The organism is Nostoc sp. (genome assembly GCF_036917235.1).
Taxonomy (GTDB): Bacteria; Cyanobacteriota; Cyanobacteriia; order Cyanobacteriales; family Nostocaceae; genus Nostoc.
On sequence record NZ_JBALDU010000072.1, the window covers coordinates 1 to 7,309 of the forward strand.

Consider the following 7,309-nt stretch of genomic DNA (forward strand, 5'->3'; position numbering starts at 1 on the left):
CAACTATTTTTTCTCGAAGATCGACAGAGTAGGACTTCATTTAAAAGGATTTATATTTTAATCTAGTGTACCTCATAATAGACGCAAGTGCTGTACTACTAAATGTATGTGGTCTTCAATCCCTCCAATGGCATGGAGTCTACAATTTAAACTATTGGATTTATCAATGATGTAATTATAAAGCTCAGTTTCTTTATCGGAGGTAATTAGAGGTTGGCGTTCTTTTGTTGCCCAAACAATATGATAATAAAGTCGCCACAGAGACATAATATTTTTTAAATTTTGTATTTATTTACATACATTTATGTTTCCCATATTGCTGGAAAAAATTATCATATTAGCAGTGTCCGTCAACCAGGCAGCCAGGGAAGCAGGAATCAGCCAGAAAATCAGCCAGCCAGTTCACCAAGGCAGACAGCCAGGGAATGAAATTCCCTGTCTGAAAGCTAAAGTCGTCTGAAGACGACTATGTGAAAATAGTGAACAATTAAACCAAGTTTTTTCTAGTCCTCTTCTAGAGGACTAGCATTATTAGACAGGGAATTCTATTCCCTGGCGGTCTGGCGGTCTGGCGGTCTGGCGGTCTGGCGGTCTGGCGGTCTGGCGGTCTGGTTGGTAAACAAATGAATTTGGTTAGCGGGATAGTATGATAACTCTTTTACGAAGCGACTCTCAAGGAGTATTACCCTCGACTAAAACCCATCAAACCCTAGTATGATTGGCGCATCTTCTTTAATTTTACGCGGTTTCCACCCCACAAGAGTTAATTGGATATTTTTTATTTGGAAGTTCCTAATGCCAGTATAAAAGTCTTGTTAACTCTCATTCATATAGCAAGCGGAGAATGGTCAATTCTCACTGCCCCTCCTCTCAATCTGGCAAACCCTCAACCTGCATCAAGTCCAATTCGCGTTCAAATATTTCATCAATTGGCAACATTTGACCATCAATAGTCATAAATTTATGGTCTTTTGTTGCCCGAATTATTGAACCATCTTCCAAACAATATTCAAACACCTCTTGTTGTCCGCGATCGTGCCACTGTGCTACAGGTTGCGTGTAAATATTTCCATTATTATCAACGCTGTACACAGTACATTCAATGCGTTTTTCTACAATTTCCCCAATTGGCAACAATCCATATTCTACTGTTAATATTTCCGTATCATAGCTTAAACAATATTCCGCAAACTTCAACATTTGCTCAAATAACTCATCCGCAACTTTTTTCTGAACGCCATTTTTAGCTGCGCCATCAACGAATTTTTCTCGCTGCTTTTGCATCTCAGAAACTTTCTTTTTACCCATCGCCCGACGCAGCAAGTCAGCTTGTCCTAATGAATATCCAGCCATATCTTGAGCAATTTTCATGATTTGCTCTTGATAGACCATAATTCCATAAGTTTCGTCTAATATTGGTTCTAGAATTTGGTGTTGATAATCAATTTTTTCTCGACCATGTTTGCGGTTAATAAATTTAGGAATTAATCCTGCATCTAATGGGCCGGGTCGATAAAGTGCCAAAATAGAAGAAATATCTTCTATATTAGAAGGCTTCAAATCTCGCACGATCTGACGCATTCCAGAAGATTCTAATTGAAATATCCCTTCTAACTCACCTGCTTCTAATAATTCATAAGTTTTTTGTACATCTTTAGGTAAACTGCTATGTTCACCTTTAGCTAATATCTTTTGGGCTTTTCTTTCATCGCGAGGAATTTCATCGGGATCAACCCGATATCCTCTCGTTTCTTGAATCAAATCTACAGTTTTTTGAATTAGCGTTAGGTTCCGTAAACCTAGAAAATCCATTTTCAACAAACCCATTGATTCCAGGTCTTCCATGAAATACTGGGTAATCACAGAACCGTCATTATTCTTCTGTAACGGCACAATTTCATCAAGTGGATCGGCAGAAATTACCACACCTGCTGCATGAACACCAAAAGTTTTGTTAGTTCCTTCAATTCGCATCGCCATATCAAGCCAATGGCGAACATGGGGTTCTTTATCATATTTTTCTTTAAACTCTGGTTCTGGAGTTTTATCGGAAACCATCACCTTGAGTTTCGTTGGTTTCCCGCGCACCACAGGAATCATTTTCGCCATTTTGTCAGCTTCCCCATAGGGAATATTCAACACTCTGGCGACATCTTTTAAAACTGCTTTAGAAGTTAGACGGTTAAAAGTAATAATTTGGGCAACTCTATCTGCACCATATTTCTCAGTTACATATTCAATAACTTTATCCCGTTGTTCAATACAGAAATCCGTATCAATATCAGGCATCGATTTACGTTCTGGGTTCAAGAAACGCTCGAATAGTAACCCATGATGAACAGGGTCAATATTAGTAATTCGCATTGCATAAGCAACTAATGAACCAGCCGCAGAACCCCGGCCTGGTCCCACAGGAATATTATTATCTCTAGCAAATTTGATGTAGTCCCATACAACTAAAAAGTATTTGGAAAAACCCATCTGCTGAATCATTTTCAGTTCGTATTCCAATCTTTCTTTATAGACGGAATCGACTTCTTGACGAGATTTGCGATTTAAGCGTTCTAAAAGTCCACTCCACGCAACATCTTCGGCATAAGTGTCAGCAGTATGACCCGAAGGAATGGGAGGTGTAGGAATTTGAGGCTCACCCATAATATGGTAAGGCTCAACTTTATCGGCGACTTCTTCAGTAGTGGCTACAGCTTCTACAATCACATCATCCGGTAAATGGTCACGAAATAGCTGCCGCATCTCCTCACCAGATTTGAGATACTCTGTGCCGCTATAACGCATCCGCTTATCTTCAATAATTAATTTGCCAGTTTGAATACATAGCAAAGCGTCGTGGGCTTCAACGTCAAAACAAGAAATAAAATGTGAATCATTAGTCGCAATAATTTTAATTCCTAGTTCCCTAGCAATTTTGACAATTTCAACATTTACAATTCGGTCTTCTTGTGAGCCATGATCTTGAATTTCTAGATAATAATCATCACCAAATACCTCTTTATACCATTGGGCAACTTTCCGGGCGGCATCTGGTCTATTACTGAGAATGGCTTGGGGGACTTCTCCACCCAAGCAAGCACTAGTGACAATCAAGCCTTCATGGTATTGTTTTAGTAAATCTTTATTAATACAAGGACGTGAAAAAATTCCTTTGCCTTGAACACCTTGAAGATGAGAAATTGTAGTTAATTTGACTAAATTTTTGTAACCTTTGGTATTTTTAGCTAAAACTACTTGATGATATTTGGGGCGGCGTTCTTGTTTCTCAATATCGCCGTTAATAATATACATTTCATTGCCAATAATCGGCTTAATATTTTGACTACGGCAGATTTTAATCAGTTCAACGGCTCCATACATGACACCATGATCGGTAAGAGCGATCGCTTTCATCCCCAGTGCGATCGCTCGATCCACCAACTCTGGTAGCTGACTTGCCCCATCAAGTAGACTGTAGTCACTGTGAATATGTAAAGGAACAAAGGACATAAGCATCTCCAACCACAAGCCCAGATACCTCCAGGGGCCTACCTTGTGGTATACCCTTTCGAGCTAGATTTTACAAAGCAACGGAATCTTAGAGTAACAGTTTTTAACCAAAATTAAAGCTGTTCTTTTTCGGGAATTATCACTATCATTAGTGTTGTTTTAATAGTTACAGCAGTTAACCAGTATCTAGCCAATGAGTGAAACAGAGAGAACTACTTCGCCTGAAACCAAAGCTAGCCCTTGGTGGCAGCGTATCCCTCTCACGTTGCAAATTCTCATCGCCTTAGTAGCAGCAGTCAGCGTCGGAATTACCCTTGGTGCGGGGAATCCCAATCCCAGCAATGCCACCTTAATCAACAATTTAGCAATTCCAGCTGAATTGGTGCTAAAGGCTCTCCGCGCCTTGGCTACACCCCTGATTCTGGTAGCAGTGCTGCATACTTTGATGACAACCAATATCCCTGGTACAGCCGGGCGGCGGCTGGCAGTGTTACTTTTAACCAACACTACCGTAGCTATTTTGGTGGGACTGTTCGTAGCGAATGTACTGCGTCCGGGGACTTGGGGCAATGTAAACACCTCAACAACTACGGCAGTAACTACTCAGAGTCTCGATCCTTGGGGAATACTCAAAGATGCTGTACCAGAAGCTGTCCTCAAGCCATTGGTGGATAATAATGTCATCCAGCTGATTGTGATTGCCCTGAGTTTTGGCATTGTCCTGCGGGGATTAAAATCTGAACAAATCGCCCAAGGGAAGAATGGATTCCAGCCGATAGAGGATGTCATCGGAATTTTATTTGAAGCAGTAGTCCGCATCCTCAACTGGGTAATTGCCTTAGTGCCGTTCGCAGTCTTTGGGATTGTAGCTAAAACTATTGCAATGCAGGGCTTTGCCCCGTTTAAATCTTTGGGTGCATTTATCATCGCCGTATTGTTAGCACTGGTATTGCAAGCGTGCTACTACCTGATCAGAGTAAAATTTGGTTCTTGGGTACACCCGCTAAAATTCCTCGCTGGTGGTTCTGATGCCTTTTTGACAGCTTTCTCAACTTCTTCCTCTGCGGCAGCAATGCCCATAACCTTTGAGGTTTTGCAAACAAAAGTCGGTTTAAGGGAATCTTCTGCTGCCTTGGGGGCATTAGTCGGGGCAAATTTTAATAATGATGGTACTGCCCTCTATGAAGCAATGTCTGCGTTATATATTTCCCAACTAATTGGACAACATCTAAGTCTGACACAGCAGTTAGTTGTCATCCTTACCTCGATTTTTGCATCTGTAGGTGCGGCAAATATTCCCAATGCTGGACTGGTAACGATGACACTGGTGTTCACTTCTGTCGGTTTACCTACCCAGTACATCGCTTTGCTAGTTACTGTAGACTGGTTTTTGGATCGCTGCCGCACCGCGATTAATGTTATGGGAGATATGACTGTCAGTGCTTTACTTGACGGCAAAAAGCCTCGTCCACAGAACGAGGCTTAGTTTGCCAGCTTTTCAGATATCTAATGCTGTTGAGGCCCTTTGGCGTCACATTCTTTAGTCCAGCAACGTTCTAAAAGTTGCAGACGCCAGATCAGTACAAAGCGTTGGGGATTCAATATTAATTTAGTATCGCTACTAAATAAGGGCTGGTTCAGATACTGCCAAATAGGAAATTTAATTTTGGTGTGTTTTGGAGTCATAAGAACAACAAAATAATATAAAAGTTTTGTCTAGCAATTGCCTGATACTGTTTTTCTAGTTAAAGGCTACCCTGCGTTTTTGTGATTGTCCTGGTGGCAATTGCGGAATTTCAGCAAGTGAATTTATGTTGTTTCCGCTTTAATACTGAGAATTGTATTATCCTGTGAAATATTATGACTTTTCACGAAATTCTTGCTTCAAAGACATTGCTAGGGGCGTACATAATAAGGTTCGCTTAAGGCAAACTGTTACAAAGCCGGAATTAGACATAAATTTTGATTGAATTGCTTTTCATTCCAGCGTTACCACCCGCCGAATTTCGTCGCTGCGAAACCCGATCGCCATTAGACAACATTTATTTCTTGGAAGTCTCCAAAGCCAAGCCGCTAAATGTCTTGTTATGCCTGGGTTGGGAAATTCCCACTACTGCAAAGTTGCCATAGAATGCACAACCGCGCAGATATCCCGGACAAAAGACGACTGATTCAAACACTCCCCGCTTTAAATCGGCAAAGCTAAACTCTTCTGTGCCTGAGTTGAGCAGCCAGAGTTTTTCCTGCCGACTTGATAGGTAGCGAAGGACAAAAAGAGAAAAAATAAATACTTAACTTAACCGTATTAGGTTATACATTTGACTACGAACCAATTAATAACGCACACTCCTGAGAAGAAAAATTTAAGCTTGAAGTATCCATAAAACTTGAACGAGTATGGCATAAAAAATCAAAAAAACAGAAAGAGAATTAAGTTAGTCTCTTCAACACAAATTCTCTCTGCACTGGCATTGACAAACGCCATGCATGGGCGTCTACAACAAAATGAGCCATTGTCAAACCAAGTACTCCACCAGCAAAGAACTGTATCCACACAGAATCACCAGCCCACTGGCTACTATATAAAATCCCCCCACCAAGAATCATATATATACTGAAAGGAATCAGTGCTTTCTTACTATCCCCAAGTGCGATCGCCCCCATAAATACGATGTACTGCAAACCATGTGCGATCGCATAAGTAAAAAAACTTATGGCAATATTGTTTGAAAGAAAAGCCGGAACAAAAAAGAGTGACATAACAAAAAGAAAAGGATTCGCACCTTTGAAGATTGTCCAAGCTGATAGAAAAAAAGCGCTAACAGCAAGAAACAGTCCAAAATGATACATCATATCAATTAATTGATGTAAGAAAATAGGAGCGATCGCATAACCTGTTATCTTCAATGCGGCAAATGTACCTGCTAATGTTCCTATTGTGATACACTGTCTTTCCAGTTTTTTTAGAGGTCGTTTAACCCAGAAGCTATACACACCAATATTTTGGCGCCCGTAATGATAAGATTGCCAAACCCAATAGAACAGCAGCAGATATATCTTTAAAAAATCCGGTGAGTAAGCATAAATAAATCCTGCTATCAGAAACAGCAGAATAGGTAAGAATATGTATCTCATCTTATTCTTAACTATAATATTTTCTCTAAATTCTCTGCACCAATAAAAATATCCAGTAGTTGCAACATGAGCAGTTCCAAGAAAAAGAAAAGCAACGTTGATAGAAGTTAGTGGTGAATGCGGGAATTGTGAGTAAAGAGGAAAGAAAATAAAAGGTAAAAAAGTAGCAACAGCTAGACAGATTTTAAACATTTGGATATTCAAGGTCTATTTGGATGATTCAGAATAGCCTAATAGTGGATCGGCCGAGATATATGGAAATTAGAACACCTTGTAAAGTTATATTACGCAGATTTAGCAAACCCTTGATATAACGCAATACGCCAGCAACATCCGTTTCATCAGCAGTTCTGAGCAAGCGCTCTTGATACAGTTCGTAGTCAGTGGTTCTTTATTTCAGAAATTTACCAGAGTATTGTCGGAGTTCTTTTAAAAGAATAGATGGATTTGTAACATAAGAACATATAGTGTATAATCTAAAACCTAAATCACCCTGAACATCTGTCTAAAGATAGATAACCTTCTAGATAACTAAAATTTACTTGGGCGTATTCTGCATATCGACAAAAAAACTGGGATGGGCAAGATGCCATTGGTGTCAAGTTAAGGCAGAAGCCCAAATGTCAAGCGACCTTGCAGCGTTACGTCGATGTCGTTGGCGAACAGCTTTAAC

General features: G+C 40.1%; 6 protein-coding genes and 1 pseudogene. 2 read left to right on the top strand and 5 right to left on the bottom strand.

The genetic code is table 11. The features are described 5' to 3' along the window. Positions 1-93 precede the first annotated feature (93 nt). Positions 94-267, bottom strand: a pseudogene (locus V7K44_RS20935) (IS200/IS605 family transposase); the annotation flags it as partial. Between the two features lie 37 nt (positions 268-304). Here V7K44_RS20935 and V7K44_RS20940 point away from each other — a divergent pair. Beyond that, the gene (locus V7K44_RS20940) at positions 305-460 is read left to right on the top strand and encodes a hypothetical protein (RefSeq protein WP_334933951.1); all 156 of its coding nucleotides are present in this window, start codon (positions 305-307) and stop codon (positions 458-460) included. A gap of 410 nt (positions 461-870) precedes the next feature. Here the strand turns inward: V7K44_RS20940 and V7K44_RS20945 are convergent, their stop codons facing one another. Continuing rightward, positions 871-3,501, bottom strand: coding sequence for a DNA polymerase III subunit alpha (locus tag V7K44_RS20945; protein ID WP_334933953.1), 2,631 nt, complete (start codon positions 3,499-3,501; stop codon positions 871-873). 193 nt (positions 3,502-3,694) lie between these two features. Between V7K44_RS20945 and V7K44_RS20950 the strand changes: the two genes are divergently transcribed. Further along, positions 3,695-4,987 carry a dicarboxylate/amino acid:cation symporter gene (locus V7K44_RS20950; protein ID WP_334933955.1) on the top strand — a complete coding sequence of 431 codons (1,293 nt, stop codon included), beginning with the start codon at positions 3,695-3,697 and terminating at the stop codon, positions 4,985-4,987. Between the two features lie 20 nt (positions 4,988-5,007). Here V7K44_RS20950 and V7K44_RS20955 read toward each other — a convergent pair whose 3' ends face one another. The 3 genes from V7K44_RS20955 to V7K44_RS20965 all read right to left on the bottom strand — a co-directional run bounded on the left by V7K44_RS20955 (position 5,008) and on the right by V7K44_RS20965 (position 6,840). Then, positions 5,008-5,187, bottom strand: coding sequence for a hypothetical protein (locus V7K44_RS20955; protein ID WP_334933957.1), 180 nt, complete (start codon positions 5,185-5,187; stop codon positions 5,008-5,010). Positions 5,188-5,543: 356 nt separating this feature from the next. Continuing rightward, positions 5,544-5,786, bottom strand: coding sequence for a DUF4915 domain-containing protein (locus V7K44_RS20960; protein ID WP_334933961.1), 243 nt, complete (start codon positions 5,784-5,786; stop codon positions 5,544-5,546). A 145-nt stretch (positions 5,787-5,931) separates the two neighbouring features. Beyond that, entirely contained in the window at positions 5,932-6,840 is a 909-nt protein-coding gene (locus V7K44_RS20965; RefSeq protein ID WP_334933959.1) for a hypothetical protein, read from the bottom strand. Positions 6,841-7,309: the final 469 nt, after the last annotated feature.